Source organism: Hymenobacter rigui, assembly GCF_003944715.1.
GTDB lineage: Bacteria > Bacteroidota > Bacteroidia > Cytophagales > Hymenobacteraceae > Hymenobacter > Hymenobacter rigui.
Map to the genome: position 1 here is coordinate 20,009 of NZ_RWIT01000024.1, position 21,810 is coordinate 41,818.

The 21,810-nt window shown below is 58.8% G+C and carries 22 protein-coding genes; 6 read left to right on the top strand and 16 right to left on the bottom strand.

What is annotated here, in order from left to right; all coding sequences use genetic code 11:
* Nucleotides 1–81: 81 nt before the first annotated feature.
* Entirely contained in the window at nt 82–1,011 is a 930-nt protein-coding gene (locus tag EI291_RS21925; protein ID WP_125424430.1) for a DMT family transporter, read from the top strand.
* 78 nt (nt 1,012–1,089) lie between these two features.
* On the top strand, nt 1,090–2,169 hold the full coding sequence (gene dinB / locus EI291_RS21930) for a DNA polymerase IV (protein ID WP_125424431.1): 1,080 nt from the start codon (nt 1,090–1,092) through the stop codon (nt 2,167–2,169).
* A gap of 69 nt (nt 2,170–2,238) precedes the next feature.
* Here the strand turns inward: dinB and EI291_RS21935 are convergent, their stop codons facing one another.
* From EI291_RS21935 to EI291_RS21995, 13 genes are all read right to left on the bottom strand, one after another.
* Nucleotides 2,239–2,565, bottom strand: a complete 327-nt coding sequence (locus tag EI291_RS21935) for a hypothetical protein (RefSeq protein ID WP_125424432.1) — start codon at nt 2,563–2,565, stop codon at nt 2,239–2,241.
* A gap of 160 nt (nt 2,566–2,725) precedes the next feature.
* Complete coding sequence (locus tag EI291_RS21940; RefSeq protein ID WP_125424433.1) at nt 2,726–3,670, bottom strand: N-acetylornithine carbamoyltransferase; 945 nt, start codon at nt 3,668–3,670, stop codon at nt 2,726–2,728.
* Nucleotides 3,671–3,757: 87 nt separating this feature from the next.
* Nucleotides 3,758–4,048, bottom strand: a complete 291-nt coding sequence (locus EI291_RS21945; RefSeq protein WP_125424434.1) for a GIY-YIG nuclease family protein — start codon at nt 4,046–4,048, stop codon at nt 3,758–3,760.
* Between the two features lie 16 nt (nt 4,049–4,064).
* A complete protein-coding gene (locus EI291_RS21950; RefSeq protein WP_125424435.1) occupies nt 4,065–4,388 on the bottom strand; it encodes a hypothetical protein in 324 nt (107 codons plus the stop codon).
* A gap of 120 nt (nt 4,389–4,508) precedes the next feature.
* Complete coding sequence (carB, locus tag EI291_RS21955) at nt 4,509–7,739, bottom strand: carbamoyl-phosphate synthase (glutamine-hydrolyzing) large subunit (RefSeq protein ID WP_125424436.1); 3,231 nt, start codon at nt 7,737–7,739, stop codon at nt 4,509–4,511.
* Between the two features lie 88 nt (nt 7,740–7,827).
* Nucleotides 7,828–8,196 (bottom strand): hypothetical protein, encoded by a 369-nt coding sequence (locus EI291_RS21960; protein WP_125424437.1) that lies wholly within the window; start codon nt 8,194–8,196, stop codon nt 7,828–7,830.
* Between the two features lie 70 nt (nt 8,197–8,266).
* The gene (gene carA, locus EI291_RS21965; RefSeq protein ID WP_125424438.1) at nt 8,267–9,346 is read right to left on the bottom strand and encodes a glutamine-hydrolyzing carbamoyl-phosphate synthase small subunit; all 1,080 of its coding nucleotides are present in this window, start codon (nt 9,344–9,346) and stop codon (nt 8,267–8,269) included.
* A 39-nt stretch (nt 9,347–9,385) separates the two neighbouring features.
* Nucleotides 9,386–9,808, bottom strand: a complete 423-nt coding sequence (locus EI291_RS21970; protein WP_125424439.1) for a hypothetical protein — start codon at nt 9,806–9,808, stop codon at nt 9,386–9,388.
* Between the two features lie 364 nt (nt 9,809–10,172).
* Complete coding sequence (locus EI291_RS21975) at nt 10,173–11,312, bottom strand: aspartate aminotransferase family protein (protein ID WP_125424440.1); 1,140 nt, start codon at nt 11,310–11,312, stop codon at nt 10,173–10,175.
* Between the two features lie 42 nt (nt 11,313–11,354).
* The gene (locus EI291_RS21980; RefSeq protein WP_125424441.1) at nt 11,355–11,711 is read right to left on the bottom strand and encodes a hypothetical protein; all 357 of its coding nucleotides are present in this window, start codon (nt 11,709–11,711) and stop codon (nt 11,355–11,357) included.
* 21 nt (nt 11,712–11,732) lie between these two features.
* On the bottom strand, nt 11,733–12,713 hold the full coding sequence (gene argC, locus EI291_RS21985) for an N-acetyl-gamma-glutamyl-phosphate reductase (RefSeq protein ID WP_125424442.1): 981 nt from the start codon (nt 12,711–12,713) through the stop codon (nt 11,733–11,735).
* Nucleotides 12,703–13,893, bottom strand: a complete 1,191-nt coding sequence (gene argG, locus EI291_RS21990; RefSeq protein WP_125424443.1) for an argininosuccinate synthase — start codon at nt 13,891–13,893, stop codon at nt 12,703–12,705. The genes argC and argG overlap by 11 nt, the downstream gene beginning before the upstream one ends.
* Nucleotides 13,894–14,091: 198 nt before the next feature.
* Nucleotides 14,092–14,661 (bottom strand): GNAT family N-acetyltransferase, encoded by a 570-nt coding sequence (locus tag EI291_RS21995; RefSeq protein WP_125424444.1) that lies wholly within the window; start codon nt 14,659–14,661, stop codon nt 14,092–14,094.
* Nucleotides 14,662–15,259: 598 nt separating this feature from the next.
* Between EI291_RS21995 and argB the strand changes: the two genes are divergently transcribed.
* The 4 genes from argB to EI291_RS22015 all read left to right on the top strand — a co-directional run bounded on the left by argB (nt 15,260) and on the right by EI291_RS22015 (nt 19,736).
* Entirely contained in the window at nt 15,260–16,042 is a 783-nt protein-coding gene (gene argB, locus EI291_RS22000) for an acetylglutamate kinase (RefSeq protein WP_125424445.1), read from the top strand.
* The gene (locus tag EI291_RS22005) at nt 16,030–17,097 is read left to right on the top strand and encodes a M20 family metallo-hydrolase (protein WP_125424446.1); all 1,068 of its coding nucleotides are present in this window, start codon (nt 16,030–16,032) and stop codon (nt 17,095–17,097) included. Before argB ends, EI291_RS22005 begins: the two co-directional genes overlap by 13 nt.
* Nucleotides 17,098–17,290: 193 nt before the next feature.
* Complete coding sequence (gene argH, locus EI291_RS22010) at nt 17,291–18,589, top strand: argininosuccinate lyase (protein ID WP_125424447.1); 1,299 nt, start codon at nt 17,291–17,293, stop codon at nt 18,587–18,589.
* Between the two features lie 610 nt (nt 18,590–19,199).
* Nucleotides 19,200–19,736, top strand: a complete 537-nt coding sequence (locus EI291_RS22015) for a TetR/AcrR family transcriptional regulator (RefSeq protein ID WP_125424448.1) — start codon at nt 19,200–19,202, stop codon at nt 19,734–19,736.
* A 7-nt stretch (nt 19,737–19,743) separates the two neighbouring features.
* On the opposite strand, the gene EI291_RS22020 is transcribed toward EI291_RS22015, so the two are convergent.
* From EI291_RS22020 to lpdA, 3 genes are all read right to left on the bottom strand, one after another.
* A complete protein-coding gene (locus EI291_RS22020) occupies nt 19,744–19,941 on the bottom strand; it encodes a GldL-related protein (protein ID WP_125424449.1) in 198 nt (65 codons plus the stop codon).
* Between the two features lie 137 nt (nt 19,942–20,078).
* Nucleotides 20,079–20,309, bottom strand: coding sequence for a hypothetical protein (locus tag EI291_RS22025; protein WP_125424450.1), 231 nt, complete (start codon nt 20,307–20,309; stop codon nt 20,079–20,081).
* Nucleotides 20,310–20,414: 105 nt separating this feature from the next.
* Nucleotides 20,415–21,809 (bottom strand): dihydrolipoyl dehydrogenase, encoded by a 1,395-nt coding sequence (gene lpdA / locus EI291_RS22030; RefSeq protein WP_125424451.1) that lies wholly within the window; start codon nt 21,807–21,809, stop codon nt 20,415–20,417.
* Nucleotide 21,810 lies beyond the last annotated feature (1 nt).

Here is a 21,810-nt window from a genome sequence, read left to right on the forward strand (position 1 = left end):
AGCACGAACTGTGTAGTCCGCGTATGGAAGAGTAGCTGCTATACGCGCATAACAAAGTTCGCGCTGCTACCTTCGTTTCCAATGAAGAATTCCGTGAAGGTGCACAGCGCCTTATTTATCGTGGCCCTGATTTACGCCGCCAACTACAGTATTTCCAAGGACGTGATGCCGCGCTACATGGGGCCGTTCGGACTGGTATTGCTGCGCATTGTGGGGGCGGCGGTGTTTTTTGGTGTACTCAGCCGCCTCATTGCCCCGCAGGACCGTATCATCGGCCGTGCCGATAACCTGCGGGCCATTGCCTGCGGGGTGCTGGGTATCGGGCTGAATCAGCTGCTGTTCTTTTCGGGCCTGAACCTCACCTCCCCCATCAACGCCTCGCTTATTCAAACCATTGCGCCGGTGGTCACGGTACTAGCCTCGGTAGTGCTGCTGGGCGAGCGGCTCACGCTGCCGCGGCTGGCCGGCATCGGGCTGGCGGGCGTGGGCGCGGCCAGTATTATTCTGAGTCGGGGGCCGGTGGCGGCGGGCGGGCAGGATGGCCTGTTGGGCAACGTGTTTATTCTGCTCAACGCCACGGCGTTTGGTGTGTACCTGGTGCTGGTCATGCCCCTGATGCGCAAGTATCATCCGTTTACGGTGCTGGCCCGCATTTTTCTGGTGGGGGCATTTCTGGCGGTGCCGGCCGGCTGGCAGCAAATCCAGCAACCCGACTACGCCAGCTTCCCGCCGGGCATCTGGGCGGCTATTGCATACATGGTTATCTGCCTCACTATTATGGCGTATCTGCTTAATAACTGGGCGCTGAAGTACGCTTCACCCGCCCTGCTGGGAGCCTACATCTACCTACAGCCGGCCCTGGCGGTACTTATTGCCGTAGCCGCGGGCAAAGACACGCTTACGCTCACCAAGGCGCTGCAGGCCCTGCTGATTTTTGGGGGCGTATTTCTCGTCAGCCAGAAGCCCAAAGCCGCACCTCAGCCGGTTCCGCTGGAGCCAGTGCAGGACTGACGGCCAATTGTCACCGGGACTTCAGGCCTGGGACAATTGGGTCACTCTGCCGAACTTTAAGGCTGCATTTCCTCAGCCGTGGACTTTCCCGAAACCCGCAAAATCATTCACTTGGACATGGATGCGTTTTACGCCTCCGTGGAGCAGCGCGACAACCCTGTGCTGCGCGGCAAGCCGGTGGCCGTGGGCGGCTCCCGGGCCCGGGGCGTGGTGGCCGCCGCCAGCTACGAGGCCCGGCAGTTCGGCGTCCGCTCGGCCATGCCCTCCACTACCGCATTGCGCAAGTGCCCGGGGCTAATTTTCGTGAAGCCCCGGTTTGAGGTGTACAAGGAAGTATCCCGGCAGATCCGCAGCATCTTCGCCGAGTACACGCCGCTCATTGAGCCTTTGTCGCTGGATGAGGCTTACCTAGATGTAACCGAAAACCTGAAGGGCATTGCGTCGGCTACGCGCATTGCCGAGCAGATTCGGGCCGAGATTCTGCAGAAAACGCAGCTCACGGCTTCGGCCGGCATCAGCTACAATAAGTTTCTGGCAAAGCTGGCGTCTGATTACCGTAAGCCCAACGGGCAGTTCGTCATCAAGCCCAGCCAGGGCCCGGAGTTTGTGGCAGAGCTGGCGGTGGGGCAGTTTCACGGAATTGGGCCGGCCACGGCGGCGCGGCTCAACAGCCTGGGCATCTTCACCGGCCTCGATTTACGGCAGCAAACCGAACCATTTCTGCGCCAGCACTTTGGTAAAGCCGGCTCCCACTACTACCGCATTGCCCGCGCCCAGGACAACCGCCCCGTGGTGCCCGACCGGCTGCGCAAATCCATCGGCTCCGAAACCACGTTCGAGCAGGATCTGCTGACGCCGGAGGAACTGCGGGCCGGTCTGCAGCCGTGCCTGGAATCCATCTGGGGCCACTGCCAGCGTACCGGCTTACGGGGCCGCACCATTACGCTGAAGGTGAAGTACGTCGACTTCCAGCAGATTACCCGCAGCCGCACGCTGTTTGGCTTGCTCACCAGTCAGGAAGCGTTTGAACAGCTGGCCCAGGAACTGCTCACTACCCTCCTGCCCACTCCCAAAGGCATCCGGCTGCTAGGGGCCTCCATCTCCAACCTCGAAACGCCCGATGACACCGTAGGCAAGCAGTTGGCCTTGTTGCTATAACGCAAACCGCCCCCGATACTGTAGAGTATCGGGGGCGGTTCCAGAAAACTGACAGGTTAGGAGAACCTCCTAGTTGTCAGCTTTCATTTTAGATTTTTTCCGCTTGTCTTTGGCCTTTACATCCGAAGTGGTGGTAGTGGCCGGACGATACGTGCCGTTGGTTGTCGACTGAGTTTCTACCGTAGTGGTAGTAGCCGGTACCGGCGTGGTCGACATGGGCGTAGTTGTAGTGGTCGTCTGGTTGATAGTGCCCTGGCTTTGCATGGGCTGACCCTGCATTGGCACCGTGGTGGCCGGCTGCGTGGTGGTGGTCGTCGTGTTGGTGGTGCTGGTCTGAGCGTTAGCAGCAGTAGCACCGGTCACGAGAAGGGCGGCAATGGCAAGAAACTTTTTCATAGCAGGTCAAATGGAAGGGTAAAAAATCAGGCGGCTCCCCTGCCGGAGAACCTATCGACTGAGCCTTTAACGCTACGCCTTGTCTTTTAGCCGCAAATGCCCATATTTTACACGCTTATCCCCGTAAGGTTGACGTCCTTTTTTCTCACTTTACCAGGTTTTATTTCAGCAGCTCGTGCAGGACCGTCTGCATGGAAATAGTGCGGTTGCCGGCTTCCTGAATGATGAGCGAGCCGGGCGCATCCAGCACCGCGTCCGAGACTTCCACGTTGCGGCGCACGGGCAGGCAGTGCAGGAATTTGGCGTCGTCGGTCAGGGCCATGTGCTCGGGCGTGAGCATCCAGGCGGGGTCGTTCTGGAGCACCTGGCCGTACTGCTGGTAGCTGCTCCAGTTCTTGGCCTGCACGTAATCGGCCCCGGCCAGGGCCTTCTTTTGGTCGTACTCGATGCGGGCCCCTTTCATGAACTTGGGGTCCAGCTCATAGCCCTCGGGGTGGGTGATGACGAAATCCACCCAGTCGATTTCCGAAAACCAGTCGCAGAACGAGTTGGGCACGCACTGGGGCAGGGCGCGCACGTGCGGGGCCCAGGTCAGCACCACTTTCACCCGCTCCTTCCGCTTGGTTTCGGCCACCGTAATCAGGTCGGCGAAGCTCTGCAGCGGGTGCAGCGTGGCGCTTTCCAGACTGATAACGGGCACGGTGGCGTACTGCATGATTTTCCGGAACACTTCCTCGCTGTAATCGGCCTCCCGGTCTTTCAGCGTGGGGAAGGTGCGCACGCCCAGCACGTCGCAGTACTGGCTCATCACCGCAATGGCGTCCTTGATGTGCTCCTGGGTGCCGCCGTTCATCACCGCGCCATCGGCCATTTCCAGCGTCCAGGAGTCGGCGCCGGCGTTGAGCACCCAGGCCTGCGCGCCTAGGTTGTAGGCCGCCTTCACCGAGCTAAGCCGGGTGCGTAGACTGGGGTTAAAGAAGATGAGCCCAACGGTTTTGTTGCGCCCCACGTGCTGGTAGCCGTATGGGTTAGCCTTGATTTCCAGGGCTTGCTGCAACAGGGCTTTATAGTCGCCCGCGTCGGCGAAGGAGGTGAAATTTTTCATGTGGGGGTATGGTAATAACCTGGTTCCGAAAGCTAAAAGAACGTCATGCTGAGCTTGTCGAAGCATCTCTACCGCTTCGCAAGCAAATCAGTCGCTCAAAGTTTCCAGATCAATAGGATTCCAGCTGGGATTGAAAGCTGAAATCAATGCGTCTTTCTTGCTGCGCGTCCAGCCTTTCAGCTGCTTCTCGCGGGCAATGGCCTGCATGGCATCCGGGCAGGCTTCGAAATACACCAGCAAGTCGGTCTGATACCGTCCGGTGAACTTGCCCGTGTCGCCGCGGCTCTGACTGTGCTCGTAAAGGCGGCGGGCCAAGTCGTTAGTGACGCCGATGTACAGAACGGTTTTGGTCGTATTGGTCAGGATATAGACGTACATTCTACGTCTGTCTTAATCAGAGAAAAAGTTTGACAACCCCCATCAGCAACAGAGCTAACTGTAGGCAAATGGCAATTGTCAGAGAAAAGGGCACCACTTTCACTTTGTATGGTTTTCCCTTGTATGGAACTAAAGCAAGCAATGAACCTAGCAGGAAGCTTATCAGCTGTATCCCAAGAAACAACGTCCTGATTGTTGCTCCGCGCATTGCCTCACTTTGCCCCTCAACGACATGACCTGCCAAGTCACGACCATCTCCGACCGTAAAAGTGCTAACTAAAAAGTTGAGAATAGCCAGTATAACGATGGCAAAAAGCTGTTTCTTGGTAGTGTTGCCCATGCTCACAAGGTATTTTGTATTTTAAAAATAACCCGACACGCTGAGCGAAGCGGTAGAGATGCTTCGACTCCGCTCCGCTTCGCTCAGCATGACGTTCTTTTCTGTCTCTCGCTCTACTATTTACATCGCCTTGTACTCGTTCCAGCTCTTGATCTTCAGATCCTTCATTTCCAGCCGGCAGAAGGCCTGGATGAATGCTTTGGCCAAGCGGGCGTTGGTGAGCAGCGGAACACCGAAGTCGATGGCCGTGCGGCGGATCTTGTAGTCGTTGTCCAGCTCGCCCTTCGAGAGGTTTTTGGGGATGTTGATGACCAGGTCGATTTTCTTCTCCTTGAGGTAGGTCAGCACGTTAGGCTCCTGCATTTCATCGGGCCAGAAGAGCAGGCTGCTGGGCACGCTGTTTTCGGCGAAGAAGCGGTGGGTGCCTTGGGTGGCGTAAATCTGGTAGCCCTTCTGCACCAGCAGCTCCACGGCCGAAAGCAGCGTGACTTTCGATTTGATGGGGCCGCCGGAAATCAGCACGGTTTTCTGCGGAATCTTGTAGCCCACGCTCAGCATCGACTTCAATAAAGCTTCCTCGGCGGTGTCGCCCAGGCAGCCTACTTCGCCGGTGCTCACCATGTCCACGCGCAGCACCGGGTCGGCGCCGGGCAGGCGGGTGAAGGAGAACTGCGGGGCCTTCACGCCCACGAAGGGCAAATCGTACACCCGCTCGCTCTCGTCGCGGGTTACGTCCTTGCCCAGCAGCACCTGGGTGGCCTTTTTAATCAGGTTGTTGCCCGACACTTTGCTCACGAACGGGAAGGAGCGCGAGGCGCGGATATTGCACTCAATTACCCGGATTTCGCGGTTTTTCTCCAGGAACTGGATGTTGAACGGCCCGCTGATCTGGAAGCGCTTGGCAATCTTCTCGGCAATGATTTTGAGCTTGCGCACCGTGCCCACGTACACGCGCTGGGGCGGGTAGTACATGGTGGCGTCGCCGGAGTGCACGCCGGCAAACTCGACGTGCTCAGAAATGGCGTAGCTCACGATTTCGCCCTTGTCGGCCACCGCGTCCAGCTCAATTTCCTTGGCCTCCTGCATAAACTCCGATACTACCACCGGGTATTCGGCGCTTACCTCGGCGGCGGCCTGCAGGAAGGCTTCCATCTCGAAGGCATTGGACACCACGTTCATGGCCGCACCCGACAGCACGTAGCTCGGCCGGATGAGCACCGGGTAGCCCACTTCGTTCACGAACTCAAACATGGCGTCGAGCGAGGTCAGCTCCTTCCAGCGGGGCTGGGCAATACCCAGCTCGTCCATGATGCTGCTGAACTTGTGGCGGTTTTCGGCCTCATCGATGCGGGCCGGGGCGGTGCCCAGGATGGGCGCGTTGGCGTCGGCCAGGCGGGTGGCGAGGTTGTTCGGAATCTGGCCGCCGGTGCTCAGAATCACGCCCTCGGGCTGCTCGAACTCCAGAATGTCCATCACCCGCTCGAAGCTCAGCTCCTCGAAATACAGCCGGTCCGACACGTCGTAGTCGGTGGAAACGGTTTCGGGGTTGTAGTTGATGATGATGGTTTTGTAGCCTTCCTCGGCAGCCGTCTGCACGGCATTCACGCCGCACCAGTCAAACTCTACCGACGAGCCGATGCGGTACACGCCCGAGCCCAGAACGGCAATGGATTTGTCGGCTTCCGGCTCCAGGTCGTTTTCGGTGCCGTGGTAGGTGCTGTAGAGGTAGTTGGTTTTGGCCGGGAATTCGGCCGCCAGCGTGTCAATCTGCTTGATGACGGGCAGCACGCCCAGGGCCTTGCGGCGGGCGCGCACCAGCAGCTCGTCGGCTTTCACGTCGCCCTCACCCAGCAGCTTCACGGCAATCTGCTGGTCCGAGAAACCGGCCTTTTTCGCGTCGCGCAGCAGGCTGGTTTCCAGCGCATCCACGCCGCTGCCGCGGCGGGCGGCCAGCTGGTTGCCCAGCTCAAAAATGGTGAGCAGGCGCTGCAGGAACCACAGGTCAATCTTGGTCAGATCGTGAACCTGCTGGATTGTGTAGCCGGCCTCGAAGGCCAGGTTGATGGCGAAGATGCGCTCCTCGTTCGGCTCGCTCAGCAGCTGGTCGATGGTGGCGTTGTCCACCTGCTCGAGCTTGTTGGCCACGAAGCCGCGCTTGCCGGTATCCAGCATCCGCAGGCCCTTCTGGATGGCTTCCTCGAACGACTTGCCGATGGCCATTACCTCGCCCACGCTCTTCATGGCCGAGCCAATCTGCCGGTTCACGCCCGAAAACTTGCCCAAATCCCAGCGCGGCAGCTTCACCACCACGTAGTCGAGGGCCGGCTCGAAGAAGGCCGAGGTGGTCTGCGTCACGCTGTTTTTCAGCTCGGCCAGCGAGTAGCCCAGGCTCAGCTTGGCGGCCACAAACGCCAGCGGGTAGCCCGTAGCCTTGGAGGCCAGCGCCGAGGAGCGCGACAGGCGCGCGTTCACCTCAATCACGCGGTAATCCTCCGACACGGGGTCCAGCGCGTACTGAATGTTGCACTCGCCCACGATGCCCAGGTGGCGGATGGTTTTGATGCCGATGCTGCGCAGCTTATGGTACTCCCGGTTGCTGAGCGTCTGCGACGGAGCCACCACGATGCTCTCCCCGGTGTGGATACCGATGGGGTCGAAGTTCTCCATGTTGCAGACGGTGATGCAGTTGTCGTAGGCATCCCGCACCACTTCGTACTCCACTTCCTTCCAGCCCTTCAACGACTCCTCCACCAGAATCTGGTCGGAGGTGGTGAAGGATTTCTGGGCCAAAGCGCGCAGCTCTTCCATGTTGTTGGCGAAGCCGCTGCCCAGGCCGCCCAGCGCAAACGCCGCCCGCACGATGATGGGGAAGCCGATTTTCTCGGCCGCCGCCAGCGCGTCGTCCATGTTGGTTACGGCCACGCTGCGGGCCGAGAGCACGCCAATCTGGTCGAGCTTCTCCTTGAAGATGTCCCGGTCCTCGGTGTCGATGATGGCCTGCACGGGCGTACCCAGCACCTGCACGTTGTATTTCTCAAACACCCCGGCGCGGTACAAAGCCACGGCGCAGTTCAGGGCCGTCTGGCCGCCAAAGGCCACCAGAATCCCGTCGGGCTGCTCCTTCTTGATAACTTCCTCCACGAAGAAAGGCGTCACGGGCAGGAAGTACACGTCGTCGGCAATGTTGTCCGACGTCTGCACGGTGGCAATGTTGGGGTTGATGAGGATGGTGCGGATGCCCTCCTCCTTCAGCGCCTTGAGGGCCTGCGAACCGGAATAGTCGAACTCCCCGGCCTCGCCAATTTTGAGCGCGCCGGAACCAAGGATGAGAACTTTGTTGGGTTTGTTCATGTGGTGAGCCCCCCGGCCTCCTCCCCCCGGTAGAGGGCAGGGGCCAGACGATTGGTGGTTGATGAGTGTGGTGAAAGGCGTTGGACGATTAGTTGGAATACACCGTGTCGCTTTTGGTGATTTTCCAGGTACCCGAGGGCAGGCGCTGCATGCGGGCCCGGACGGTGGCGGTGGCCTTCTCGCCCTGCAGCGTGAGGTAGAACGTGAGTGAATCCTGCTTGGGCCCGGGCTTACCGGCTTTGAATTTCCGGTGCAGAATCTTGCCGGTGCGGCGCAGGATGCGCGGCGACACCGGCCCGCGCCCCATGGCCGAGAGCACCACCTCCGACTGTTTACCCAGCGCAAAGCGCATCATGTCCTCGCCCGTCAGCTGCTTGCTGCCATAGTAAATGACGAAGGCCACCAGCCCAAGCAGCAGGTACACCCAGGTTGGAATACCGGTATCTTTCACTTTCATGCACGCAGCAGATTAGCAGGCTCCAGGCCCGGAAGAGAAAGGAAGCAACGCGTAGCCCGCCGACGGGCCGTTATTTACCGCTCTTGTACTCCTTCACGGAGTCCAGAAACTGGTCGAACAGGAACTCCGTGTCCTGGGGGCCGCCGGCGGCTTCGGGGTGGAACTGGGTGGAGAAGAACGGCTTGGTTTTGTGCTTGATGCCTTCGCAGGTGCCATCGTTGAGGTTTTCGAACAGCATGTCCCACTCGGCTGGCAGCGTGGCGGTGTCCACCGCGAAGCCGTGGTTCTGGCTGGTGATGTAGCTGCGCTGAGTACCCGTGAGCTTTACCGGTTGGTTGTGGCTGCGGTGGCCGTATTTCAGCTTGAACGTGTCGCCCCCCGCGGCCAGGCCCATGAGCTGGGAGCCCAGGCAGATGCCGAAGATGGGTTTGTCCTGCGTCAGGGCAGTTTGCAGGTGGCCGATGGTGGCGGTGCACATTTTCGGGTCGCCGGGGCCGTTGCTCAGGAACAGGCCGTCGTAATCGAGCTGGGTGAAGTCGTAGTCCCAAGGCACCCGGATCAGCTCCACGTCGCGCTCCAGGAAGCAGCGGATAATGTTGGTTTTGGTGCCGCAGTCCACCAGCACAATCTTGTGCTGGCCCGTGCCGTAGTGTTGCACGCCCTGGGGGCTCACCTGGGCCACCAGGTTTTCCAGGTTGGGGTCGTGCAGCGGCACGTCCCGCTCAGCCACAATCTTGCCGAGCATGGCCCCCTTCTCGCGCAGCTTCTTGGTGAGCATGCGGGTATCCACCCCGAAGATGCCGGGGATGTTGTACTCCGCCAGCCAGTCGCCCAGGCTCTTGGCGGCGTTCCAGTGGCTGTGCTCCTCGGAGTAGTAGTTCACCACCAGGCCGGCAATGTGAATCTTGTCCGACTCGAAAATCTTCGAAATCGACTCGTACAGCTCCTCACCCGGCACCCCGTAGTTGCCCACCATAGGGTAGGTCAGCACCAGAATCTGCCCGGCAAAGGACGGGTCGGTGAGGTTTTCGGGGTAGCCGGTCATGGCCGTGCTGAATACCACCTCGCCCGCGGCGGAGGTGAAGGCGCCGAACGACTGGCCCTGGATTTCAGTACCGTCTTCGAGGACGAGTTTTACTGTTTTGGACATTTAGGTAAGGTGAAAAAGACCTGTGTTGTCAGTGAGTTTCTAACCAATAGATGACTTATCGAAAAAGCCATTGGCACTATACCAAACTTCACGCATGAAAGGCGCAATAAGCCAGCAGTTGGCTAAATCATCAGTTTCGAAAAATGACCAGTACCATATGCTCCACTTATGTAAGGAGAAATTCTCTTTTAAGATTGGCTCCAGAACTCCCCAGCATTTTGAGAATTCCACCGTTTTTTCTTGATTCTCTACCGCTTGAATAATGATTTCCATCAAGGCAAACTTCTTATCCTCGTCGGTCAAGGAGAGGTAGTGCTGAACGTATTTGTCAATATCAAGTGGATTTGCCACTTCCCATGACCAGTCCTGCATATGCGGCTCATTGGGCAAGTTCAACTCCTTTGCCAGCTCATCAATTGCTTGCCTAGTTTCACAACGGAAAGGAGGTTTCTGAAGAAGCATATTTTAGCCTTGGTTAGAGTAACCCTTGTGGCAAAGGCCTTGCAACCGTCCGGATACAATTTCGGCTGGAACAGAACCGAATACCGAGGGTCTATTCCAGCCGAACAATGAGGTAAGCCAAACGGGAGAGAAAGAAACTAAATCAATCGGTCCCGCACCCTGCCACTTCCAGATGTCGGGCATCGGAAAGTCGGGCGGGCACAACTGCTGGAAGGAAAAGGGGGAGGCTGTTCTTTCGGGGAAAGAACCGGCCGGTTGCTGCGCAGGAGTCACCAATGGCAGCGGGCAGCTTATCAGAAGGGGAGCGTGGCTCGGTAACTTCAGGGTGCTACTCATTGGGGCTGCAAGTTAGGCCACAGGTCGTTTACTTTTTCACTTCGGCCGGAATTAATGCGTACAGCGCCTGTAAAAACCGGTCTACCTCGGCTTTGGTGATATTCAGCGGCGGCAGCAGGCGCAGCACCGTGGGGTCGGAGGCATTGCCCACGAAGATGTGGTGCTCCGCCAGCAGCTGGTCGCGCAGATCTTTGATGGGGAAGTCGTACTTGATGCCCACCATCAGGCCCCGGCCGCGGATTTCCTCGGCCCCGGCGTGGGCTTCCAGCGCCGTGCGCAGGTAGTCGCCCAGCTCGGCGGCGTGCTGCACCAGGTTTTCCTGCTCAATGACTTCCAGCACGGCCAGCGCGGCGGCGCAGGCCAAGTGGTTGCCGCCGAAGGTGGTACCCAGCAGTCCGTAGGAGGCTTTCAGCTCGGGGGCAATCAGGATGCCGCCGATGGGGAAGCCGTTGCCCATGCCCTTGGCCACCGAAATAACGTCGGGCCGGATACCGGCGTGCTGGTGGGCGAAGAACTTGCCGCTGCGGCCGTAGCCGCTTTGCACCTCGTCGGCCAGCAGCAGCGCGCCGTACTGCTGGCACAGCGCCGCCAGCCCCTGCAGAAAACTATCGGAGGGCATGATGATGCCGCCCACGCCCTGGATGGGCTCGATGATGACCCCGCACACGTCGCCGCCCTGCAGCACCTGCTCCACCGCCGCCAGATCGTACTCCAGGAAGCTGATGTGGTGGTCGGCGTTGAAAGGCGCCACGATTTTGGCGTTATCCGTGGCGGCTACCGCGCCTGAGGTGCGGCCGTGGAACGCGCCTTTGAAGGCAATGACGCGCTTTTTGCCAGTGTGGAAGGAAGCCAGCTTCAGCGCATTCTCGTTGGCCTCGGCCCCGGAGTTGCACAGAAACAGCGTGTAGTCCTCGTAGCCCGAAACCCGGCCCAGCTTCTCGGCCAGCTCCCGCTGAATCGGAATCTGCACCGAGTTGGAGTAGAAGCCGATATTCTGCAGCTGCCCGGTGAGGCGCTGTACGTAGTGCGGGTGGCTGTGACCGATGCTGATAACGGCGTGCCCGCCGTAGAAGTCCAGATACTCCTGGCCCTTGTCGTCCCAGAGTTTCGCCCCCAGCGCCTTCACGGGCGTGATGTTGACGAGCGGATACACGTTGAAAAGCTCCATGGTCTTTTAGCAGTTGTCTTGAAGACTAAATTTTAGAAGAAACTAGTCTAGTGATATCTCTAAATCAGCTGGAATATTGTCTGAATTTAACCTCTCGTATAGCCCCTTATTGATTCCGATGAATGACATTGCGTCGTAGCTTCTGAATAGAGTAGTCTGATCTTTTGACTCTATATCCATATGAATTCCTTTTTCAGCTACTTCCTCCTCCTCAGTTTTTTGAATTACCGAACCCCTGTTTTCATCCGTAATCATTATCTGCCAATCACCGGCATCATCAACTAAGAGTCCACCAAAAGCTGTCTTGATTCCAGCCCAGGAGTCACTGGATATATGCCAGATGGCCCCCGATGGCACGCAGCGGATTACTTCAGAAAGAAGGCGGATTTCGCTAGACATGATTCACGAGTTAATGCCGCGTTAAAACACCCCGGCCTTCAACCCCAAACCCGTCGTTTCGGGCAGGCCAAAAATCAGGTTCATGTTCTGCACGGCCTGGCCGGAAGCGCCTTTCACCAGGTTGTCGATAACGGAGGTGATAAGCAGCTGCTTGCCGAGTTTCTGCACGTGCAGCAGGCATTTGTTGGTGTTGACTACCTGCTTCAGATGCACTTCCTTGTCCGACACCGTGGTAAACGGGGCATCCTGGTAGAACTGCTGGTACAGCGCGCGGGCCTCGTCCTGGGTCAGGTCCGATGGCGTGTAGACGCTGGCGAAGATGCCCCGGGTGAAGTTGCCGCGGTACGGGATGAAGTGAATGTCCACGTCCAGCTCGTGTTGCAGCTGCGCCAGGCTCTCCCCTATCTCGCCCAAATGCTGGTGCGTGAAGGGCTTGTAGATGGACACGTTGTTGGTGCGCCACGAGAAATGCACCGTCTCCGAGAGGCTCTGCCCCGCGCCCGTGCTGCCCGTAATGGCCGATACGTGCACGTCGTCCTGGAGCTTGCCGGCCTGGGCCAGCGGCAGCAGGGCCAGCTGAATGGCCGTGGCGAAGCAGCCGGGGTTGGCAATGCTCTGGGCCTGCTGAATTTGGCTGCGGTTCAGCTCCGGCAACCCGTACACAAACTCCCGGCCTTCAAACTCCGCGTCGGCTTCCAGACGGAAGTCGTTGCTCAGGTCGATGATGTGGGTGGTTTCGGGTAGCGTATTCTGGGTCAGCCAGGCTTTGGAGTTGCCGTGGCCTAGGCACAGAAACACCACGTCCTCGTCGCCCTGTAGCGCGGCCGCGAAGCGCAGCTCCGTGTCGCCCACCAGGTCGTCGTGCACCTGGTAGATGGGGTTGCCGGCGTTGGAAGAACTCACGATGCCGCCCAGCTCCACAAACTCGTGGTGCAGCAGAATCCGCAGCAGCTCCCCCGCCGTGTAGCCGGCCCCGCCGACGATACCAGCCTTAATTTTCATCGTTGAACGAGCCGTGAATCCGCAGCTGGTTGCTGAAGATTTTGATGAAGCCTTTCGCGTCGCGCGAGTCCCAGGCGTTGTTTTCCTCGCCGTAGGTAGCCACCTTCGACTGCATCATATCAAACGGCGACTCCACGCCCAGCAGCTCAAACTGGTAGGGCTTCAGCGTCACGTACACCGTGCCCGACACCCGCTCCTGCGACGATTCCAGGAACGCCTCCATGTCGCGCATCACCGGGTCGAGGTACTGCGCTTCGTGCAGCAGCGTGCCGTACCAGTTGGCGATGTAATCCTTGTGCAGCAGCTGCCAGCGGCTGGACGTGTGCTTTTCCAGCAAATGGTGGCCTTTGATGAGGATCAGTGGCGCGGGTGCCTCGAAGCCCACGCGGCCCTTGATACCCAGAATCGTGTCGCCCACGTGGGTGTCGCGGCCGATGGCATACTGGCCGGCCAGCTCGTTGAGGGCCACAATCAGGTCCACGGGCTTCATAGCTTCGCCATTCAGCGCTACCGGCTCGCCTTTCTCGAAGGTGATGCTGATTTCCTGCGGTTCGTGCTGGCTCAGCTGCGTCGGCCAGGCCGACTCGGGCAGCCCCTGGCGGGAGGTCAGGGTTTCCACGCCGCCCACGCTAGTGCCCCAGATGCCCTTGTTGATGGAGTATTTGGCTTTTTCCCAGCTCATCTCCACGCCATTGGCTTGCAGATATTCGATTTCCTGCTGGCGCGAGAGGCCCAGGTCGCGGATGGGCGTGATGATTTCGGTGTCGGGCGAAATCACCGAGAAGGCCACATCGAAGCGCACCTGGTCGTTGCCGGCGCCGGTGCTGCCATGGGCAATGTAGTCGGCCTTGTTCTCGCGGGCGTACTCGGCCAGCGCTAGGCTCTGGAACATGCGTTCGGCACTCACGCTCAGCGGGTAGGTGTCGTTTTTGAGCACGTTGCCGGCCAACAGGTAGCGCAGGCACTGCTGGTAGAACCGCTCGGTCACGTCAATCACCTCGTGGCGCGTGGAGCCCATTTCGTAGGCGCGCTGCTCGATGCCGGCCAGCTCCTCCTGGGAGAAACCGCCCGAGTTAACAATCACCGTGTGGACTTCCAGACCCAACTCGCGGGTCAGGTACACCACGCAATAGGACGTATCCAAGCCGCCGCTATAGGCGAGAACTACCTTTTTTTTCATTGAGTGCTGAAGATTATGAGAACGTCATGCTGAGCTTGCCGAAGCATCTCGCGTGCTGATGTTGTTGGAAAAAGAACGTCATGCTGAGCGAAGCCGGAGGCGTAGTCGAAGCATCTCTACCTCTGGCTAACTCAATCGTGAGCACGAAGCGGTAGAGATGCTTCGGCAAGCTCAGCATGACGTTCTGGTGACTACCGATTACTGCTTCTGCTCCAGAATTTCAATGGACTGCTGCGTGAAGCTGTCGTCCAGCGTATCGTACACCATACCGGTGCAGAGGCACATTTTGCGCTGGTTTTCCATCAGGATGCCGTAGTTTTTGCAGCTGGAGCAGCCCTTCCAGAAGTCGTCCGACTGCGTAAGCTCGGGGAAGGTCACGGGGCGGTAACCCAGCTCGTTGTTGATCTTCATCACAGCCGCCGAGGTGGTGATACCGAAGATCTTAGCCGCCGGGTACTTGGTGCGCGACAGCTCAAACACGCGGTGCTTGATGGCGCGGCCCAGGCCCTCTTTGCGCAGCTCGGTGTTCACAATCAGTCCCGAGTTCACCACGAATTTCGCGTCCTCGAAGGTTTCGATGTAGCAGAAACCCGCCAGCTGGTCATCAACGAAGGCGATGATCGAGTCACCCTTTTCCATCTTCTTAATCAGATAGTTAGGGTCACGCTTGGCAATGCCGACACCGCGGGTTTTGGCGGATTCGGCATACCATTGACAGAGGGTTTCCACATACTGCGCATCGGCAGCATTGGCGACTCGTAAAATCATGGTCAGGACTCGGTTAGTGGCCGATGTTATACGGCTACAGACTCGGAAAGACAAAAAAGGAAGGGAGCAGGCGAGGCTGCGCGGGCTCCGGCGGTGGAGCCGGAAGCATCAGAAACCCGAAAGCGAGGTGGGCACGTGGGGCCGGGAAGTGGGGCGTTCCGGCTGGGGGCCGGAAGAAGTCGCACTGGAAATTACACTCGGACTACGGTCGGTTGATTCGTGGATGGTCTCTTGGGGTGGGCTCCGGAGGGAGGACCCGGCGTCGGTTCGCGGTAGAGGCGGAACCCGGACGTACTATTGCAGCCAGCGGTTAAGCTGGCATGATTCGCACGACCAGCCTAGGTCGTCGCAGAAGCGCAATAGAAGAGAGTTGAATCATGACGGGTGCCGCAGGGCGGCTGGGGAGTGTTTTCACGGTTTAAATCGTTTAAACCGCTAAATCGTTGCAAAACTAGAGGATTTTTTTTGGAAACTTTGCCGCTCCGGGAGCAAAATAAATTTCTTAACAGTGAGGCCGCCCGGTTGCGGCCGGGGCCCGATGAGCCTCATTTTGGCAGCGTACGGCACGCAATGCCGCATTTCTCCCTACTTGCATCCTATGAGCGAAGGCCTGAAAATTTTTAAAATCGGGGGCGGCATTATTGATGATGACGCCCAGCTGCAGCGGTTTCTGCGGGAGCTGGCGCAAGTGCCGGGCCGCAAGGTGCTGGTCCACGGCGGCGGCAAAGGCGCCAGCCAGATGCTGCGCGACCTGGGCCAGGAACCCCAGATGGTGCAGGGCCGCCGCATCACCGACGCGGCCACCCTCGACATCGTAACCATGTTCTACGCCGGCAAAACCAACAAGCAGGTGGTGGCCGGCCTGCAGGCCGCGGGCGTGCAGGCGCTGGGCCTCTCCGGCGCCGACGGCAACGCCATCCGGGCCGTGCGGCGGCCGGTGCGCGACATCGACTACGGCTTCGTGGGCGACCTGCCGGCCGATGCCGTGAACGTGCCCCTGCTGCGCCAGCTGCTGGAAACCGGCCTGCTACCCGTGTTCTGCGCCATCACCCACGACGGCACGGGCCAGCTGCTCAACACCAATGCCGATACCATTGCCAGCGTGCTGGCCTGCGCCCTTGCCCCGCACTACGCCGTGGAGCTGCACTACTGCTTCGAGAAGGACGGCGTACTACGCGACGTGGCCGACGACGCCTCGGTGATTCCGCAGATAACTGCCGCCGAATACCAGCAGCTGAAGGCCGCGGGCATCATTGCGGCCGGCATGGTGCCCAAGCTGGATAACGCCTTTGCCGCCCTGGAAGCCGGCGTGGAGCGGGTGGTTATCGAGCACGCCCTGCGCATCAACGAGCCCGTAAGAACCGTGCTATGCCGGAGCTAACCGCCCTTACTGACGCCGCCATTGAGCTGCTGATTCAACTGGTGCAGACGCCCTCCTTCTCGCGGGAAGAAGACCAGACGGCCGAGCTGATTTTCCGGTTTCTGGCGTTCCGCGGGGCGCGCCCCCAGCGCGACGCCAACAACGTGTGGGCCGTTTCGAAGCACTTCAACCCCAGCAAACCAACCATCCTGCTCAACTCCCACCACGATACAGTGAAGCCCGGCACATCCTGGACCGCCGACCCGTTCGGGGCCGCAGTGGAAGGCGACCGGCTGACCGGCTTGGGCAGCAACGACGCGGGGGCTTCGGCGGTAAGTCTGCTGGCCACGTTCCTCTACTTTCACGAGCAGGAGAATCTGCCCTACAACCTCATCTGCGCCATTACGGCCGAGGAGGAGGTATCGGGCGCGAACGGCATCCGCCGGCTGCTGCCGCTACTGCCCCGGATTGACCTAGGCATCGTGGGCGAACCAACCCAGATGGACCTTGCCGTGGCCGAAAAAGGCTTGGTGGTGCTCGACTGCGTGGCCCACGGCCGCACCGGCCACGCCGCCCGCGAGGAAGGCGAAAACGCCCTCTACAAAGCCCTCGACGACGTGCAGCGTTTGCGCGACTACCAGTTCGAGCGGGTGTCGGAGTTGCTGGGCCCAGTGAAGCTGACCGTAACGCAGCTGCAGGCCGGCACCCAGCACAACGTGGTGCCTGACCGCTGCACTTTCGTGGCCGACGTGCGCACCAACGAGCTGTATACCAACCCCGAAGTGGTAGAACTCGTGCGGGGCCTCATCGGGGCTGAGGTGACGCCCCGATCTACCCACCTCAACTCCTCGCGCATCCCGCTCACGCACCCGCTGGTGCAGCGCGGCGTGGCGCTGGGCCGCCGTACCTTCGGCTCCGTCACCCTCTCCGACCAGTCGATGATGACCTTCATCACCGTCAAAATCGGCCCCGGCGACTCGGCCCGCTCCCACACCCCCGACGAGTACATCCTGCTCAGCGAAATCCGCGCCGGCGTGCAGGGCTACGTGGAGCTGCTGGACGGGCTGGAGCTGTAAGAATATTGCCGATAAAAGAACGTCATGCTGAGCTTGCCGAAGCATCTCTACCGCTTCGTTGCAATGCCAACTCAACGAAGCAGTAGAGATGCTTCGGCAAGCTCAGCATGACGTTCCAACGTCCATCAACCACCCCTAGCCCCTGCTTTCCAAGGAGGGGAACTAGCTTTTTAGCTTTTAGCACCACCACACCATGAAAATCTGGGATAAAGGCATTGCCGTTGACAAGAAAATCGAACAGTTCACCGTCGGGCGTGACCGGGAGCTGGATATGTACCTGGCGCAGTTCGACGTGCAGGCCTCCCGGGCCCAGGCCAACATGCTGGCCGGGGCGGGGCTGATTTCCGCGGCGGAAAACCAGCAGCTGCAGCAGGGCCTGCAGGAGCTGGCCGCCCAGCTGGAAGCCGGCACGTTTACCATCGGTGAGGACTTCGAGGACGTGCACTCCAAAATCGAAGCGTACCTGACCGAGCACTACGGCGACGCGGGCAAGAAAATTCACACCGCCCGCTCCCGCAACGACCAGGTGCTGACCGCCATTCAGCTGTTCCTGAAAGACTACACCCGGCGCGCGGCGGCCAAAACGATGGAGCTGGTGGAGGTGCTGCTGCAAAAGGCGGAAGTCCACAAAACCGACCTGATGCCCGGCTACACCCACTTTCAGGCGGCTATGCCCAGCTCGTTCGGGCTGTGGTTTTCGGCCTACGCCGAGCACCTGTTGCTGGACCTGGCCCTGTTTGAGGCGGCCCACACCGTGGCCGACCAGAACCCGCTGGGCTCGGGCGCGGGCTTCGGCAGCTCCTTCCCCATCGACCGGCTGCAGACCACGCAGGAAATGGGTTTCAACAACCTGGCCGTGAGCAGCGTGGGGGCCCAGATGCTGCGCGGTAAAACCGAGAAAACCGTGGCCTTTGCCCTAGCCGGCATGGCCGCCACCCTAGCCAAAATGAGCTACGACTTAGTGCTCTACAACGGGCAGGACATGGCCTTCGTGGAGCTGCCCAAGGAGTTCACTACCGGCAGCAGCATTATGCCCCACAAAAAGAACCCCGACGTGTTTGAGCTGATCCGGGCCCGCTGCAACGCCTTGCAGGCCCTACCCAACACACTCATGCTGGCCACCGGTAACCTGCCCAGCGGCTACCACCGCGACTTCCAGATTCTGAAGGAAATCCTGTTCGAGCCGATGACGCAGTTTCTCGACATCCTCGACATCGTGCTGTTTGCCCTGCCCCAACTGCGCATTAAGCCCGACCTGCTCAACCAGCCCAAGTACGACGCCGTGTTTACGGTGGAGAACATCAACCAGCTGATTCAGACCGGCACGCCCTTCCGCACCGCCTACAAGCAGGTGGGCCTAGCCGTGGAAGACGGCTCGTACGTGCCACACAAGCAATTCCAGACCACCCACCTCGGCAGCGTGCACAACCTCGGGCTAGAGGAAATCCGAGCAAAAGTGGCGCGGTTCCGGCAGGGCAGCCGGCTGATGTAGCGCCGATTACCTGTCTTCAGGACTCAATATCAGCACAGACCGCACCTCCGTATTATGGTGGTGCGGTCTGTTGCGTATAGTCACTGCCAAGGCAGTTATAAGCGTGATTTCCCTGACCAGATTCGCTATATAGTAAATGACAAAATTATATACAATACGTGCAAACCCCTGATATAAAGGCTATTGAACATAAACATTAACATGGTGAGTGATTACTCACGAAAAAAAGTAAGCTAATACTTACTTGTTTCAGAATCCTTGCGTAATATTGTCCCACTAACGGTAGCGAATCCCACTAGCTGCTGCTTAGCAATTCCCACGCTCTGTTAATCCGGCTGTACTCCCACCCTCAGCCGGCCTTTCCGAAAAATCGCGCGAGTCTGCCCCCGGCTCCTCGCCAGCTGATCTTCGGAAACCACGTAGCCGGCCGATTCGGAACCTCCGAGTCGGCCGGCTTCTGTTTAGCCGCTTGCTGAGCAGTTTTACGAATCCCACTGGTTTTTTGAAAAAAAACGCGTTTTTAGCGAATAGAGCCCGAACTTGCGCCTTCAATCGGCCTTCAGGCACCATCCGCTTCTGTCTCCCTTCGCCGCGCTAAACCAACCGCTACATGACAAACCGCAAACAGCACATTGCCGACATAGCATTGCAGCTATTTGGGGACAAGGGCTTCGAAAATACATCTACCCAGCTGATTGCCAAAGCCGCCGGAGTATCCGAAGCCCTTATTTTCAAGCACTTCGGCTCCAAAGACCAGTTACTGGAATTCGTAATCCGGAACGGCTATAAGCGCATTATTGAAGATAACCGGGGCGGACTGGCCGAGCCTGATCCGCTGGCGTTTATCTATAGCGTGATTGAACTGCCGTTTAAGCTGGTGCAGGCTGAACCGCACTTCTGGAAGCTACAGTACCGCTTGGCCGACTCCGAAATGGCCCGGCAGCAGCACGAGCGGTTCATGAAGCCGGTACCGGCACTGCTGCGTGAGGCTTTCAAGAAGCTGGGTTATGCTGACCCTGACAAGGAAACTGAATTGCTGTTGCTGCTGGTAGAGGCGCTCTGGAAACAGGAAGCCACCAAAACCGATGATGCGCATGGCCAGGGCATGCTGGATTTCATCAAGCAGAAGTACGCTCGTCAGGAGTAGTAGTAGCTCAGGGTTGTTGGCGGGAACGGTAATTGCGCCGAAACTGCACTACCAGAATTACTAGTGCGCTGCTTTGCAGAACCGTCCCGGTTACCAGTAGCACTGAGCCACCCGTCCAGTGCTGAATACGGAACAGGCTGCCCAGCAGAATCAGCCCAAAGCCCAAGATAAAGACACTCACGGCCAGCCATAACGCAGTTTTCATACAGTATATATTTACATCGGATAGCCTAAGATGCAAAAAAGACCGCCACAACTCCGGGTTGTGGCGGTCTTTTTTATGGCCGGTTCGGATGGTGGCCAGATCAGCAGAAAGCTGCTGAAGAAGCCAAAAAATCGGCGTTAGTGCTGTGCAGGCTTATCCATCCGCCGGAAGAACTTCAGCAAAATCAGCAGTGGGGCCATTACCGTAATGAACAGCCCGAACAGCCGCACGAAAGTCATGGCATCAACCAGTGCCTTGCTGGTATTACCATAGAAATGCTCCAGCGTCCAGATAGTGGCGCCCATGTAGGCAGCCAGCCCGACGATGGTGCCCAGAAAGAGGGCGGTAAAAGAGGGAAGTTTGAACATAGCTGAAAGGGAATAGATTAGTAGATGAGCAAATATAGCAAACGCCCCCAACCACGTATGTAGTTGGGGGCGTTTGGTTCATTGCCTGAATATTGGCTGATGCGCTTACAGGTGAATTACCTCGCCGTAGGCAGCAGCGGCGGCCTCCATAATAGCCTCACTCATTGTGGGGTGCGGGTGCACGGCCTTAATGATTTCGTGGCCGGTAGTTTCGAGCTTGCGGGCTACCACTACTTCGGCAATCATTTCGGTTACGTTGGAGCCAATCATGTGGGCACCCAGCCACTCACCGTACTTCTTATCGAAGATAACTTTCACGAAGCCATCCTTCACGCCGCCGGCCGAGGCTTTGCCCGAAGCGGAGAAGGGGAATTTGCCCACCAGAATATCGTAGCCCTGTTTTTTGGCTTCTTCTTCGGTGAGGCCTACCGAGGCAATTTCCGGCGAGGCGTAAGTGCAGCCGGGAATGTTCTGGTAGTTGAGCGGCTCGGGATGGTGGCCGGCAATTTTCTCCACGCAGATGATCCCCTCGGCCGAAGCCACGTGGGCCAGTGCGGGGCCGGGCACGATGTCGCCGATGGCGTAGATGCCGGGCACGTTGGTCTGGTAGAAGTCGTCCACGAGGATGCGGCCTTTCTCTACTTTAATGCCCAGCTCTTCGAGGCCGATGTTTTCGAGGTTGGTCACCACGCCGGCGGCCGACAGCACCACGTCGCAGGCAATTTGCTGGTCGCCTTTGGCGGTTTTGATGGTTACGTTGCAGCCTTCGCCGCTGGTATCCACTTTGGTTACCTCAGCCGAAGTCAGCACGTTTACGCCGATTTTCTTGAAGGATTTCTCCATCTGGCGCGATACTTCCTCGTCCTCCACGGGCACGATGCGGGGCAGGTACTCCACCACCGTTACCTCGGAGCCCATGGTGCGGTAGAAGTAGGCAAACTCCACGCCGATGGCACCGGAGCCCACTACTACGAGGCGCTTGGGCAGCTCGGGCAGCACCATGGCCTGGCGGTAGCCGATGATTTTTTTGCCGTCGATGGGCAGCGCCGGCAGCTCCCGGGCGCGAGCACCGGTGGCCAGAATGATGTGTTTGGCCTCAATGGTGTCTTTACCGCCATCGGCCTTGGTAAGCTCAATTTTGCCAGGAGCCAGCAGCTTGCCGGTGCCCATGATGGCGTCAATCTTATTCTTCTTGAACAGGAAGTTGATGCCTTTGCTCATGCCATCGGCCACGCCCCGGCTGCGCTGAATTACCGCGCCGAAATCGTACCCAACGCCCTCGGCCGACAGACCATAGTCTTTGGCGTGGTTGAGGTACTCAAATACCTGAGCGCTCTTGAGCAGGGCTTTGGTAGGAATGCAGCCCCAGTTGAGGCAGATTCCGCCGAGCGACTCGCGCTCCACCACGCCTACTTTCAAGCCCAGCTGCGAAGCCCGAATAGCGGCTACATAGCCACCGGGGCCGCTGCCGATAACGACCAGGTCGTATTGCAATGCCATA